Source organism: Treponema sp. Marseille-Q4523, from assembly GCF_016901105.1.
Taxonomy (GTDB): Bacteria; Spirochaetota; Spirochaetia; order Treponematales; family Treponemataceae; genus Treponema_D.
Window position 1 is genome coordinate 1 of sequence record NZ_JAFEVM010000094.1, and the last position, 1,057, is coordinate 1,057.

At 33.5% G+C, this 1,057-nt stretch carries 1 protein-coding gene; it reads left to right on the forward strand.

Going from position 1 to position 1,057, the window contains the following annotated elements:
* On the forward strand, window positions 1-251 hold a 251-nt coding region (locus tag JSQ97_RS12875), incomplete at its 5' end, for a hypothetical protein (RefSeq protein ID WP_205076419.1).
* Window positions 252-1,057: the final 806 nt, after the last annotated feature.

Consider the following 1,057-nt stretch of genomic DNA (forward strand, 5'->3'; position numbering starts at 1 on the left):
GTCATAAAGATCTTTCTGCTAAAAGAAAAATTGTTTTTGATAAATATAATAACCCTTCAGGAGGAACTGATTTTTTTATTCTTAGGAATGAAAAAAATGCTGAGTTTATTAAGGTTGCTCGAGAGCAATGTTTTGGTTTGGAATTAGCTGCAGCATGGACAGAGTTAGGAATAATTAACAGGTTGAATTATTCTTTTTTGGGGATTCCTCTTCCTATGCATATAAAAAAGGATATCCCTTTTTATAAATAGTTTTATTCTTTATCCCAATTCACACTACATCCGGTGCTTTCCGCGTTGCGAAAGATACCGGATGTTAGTCCTACAAATAGGGATATGTTTGACTGCTGCAGAAAATGATCGAATTTCAGGTATTTTCCGAAGTAAAAAGCGGATTTCGGAGCGAAAATGAGCTGTTGCGTTACGAAAAATTATTATTCTCCGCAAAAAAACGGATTTTGCTGTTAAATACGGCGGAAATTCGGCGTAAAACGCAGATTCGGCAACCATATTGCAATTTGTATGCCTACGGTGCCAATAACCCGGTACACTATATAGACTCGGATGGGGCGACAATATATTTGATCGCTTCTGTCTATAATATGTCAAATTACAATGGTAAATTGGGTAATTCTTCTTCTGTGACAATTAGAAAAGCAGGGTGTTATTTACAGCTGTGGCTAATGTAATAGCAACCGCATTCACTCTTTAGGGACGAAGTGTAGCACAAAAGCTGAATATTTATCAGTTAAATCCGGTTATACGGTTCTTGGTATTTTTGAAGGTACTATAACAGAAACCGGTAATGGAGATAGAAATAGACTTGTCGATCCTGAAAAAAGTTTATTCAATGAATGAATTTAAAAAAAAATCGAATAATCAAGGTGGATGAATGGTGAAAAAAATTATTTTATTTTTTATTTTTTCTATAACTATTCTTCTTTATTCTGCTGAAAAGGATATTCCGTGTGTTTATATTATTCAGAAGAATCCTTCAAATTATTGTTTAAGTGTGTATAAAAAGCAAGGTTCGATGTTGAAATTAATTAGGAATATAT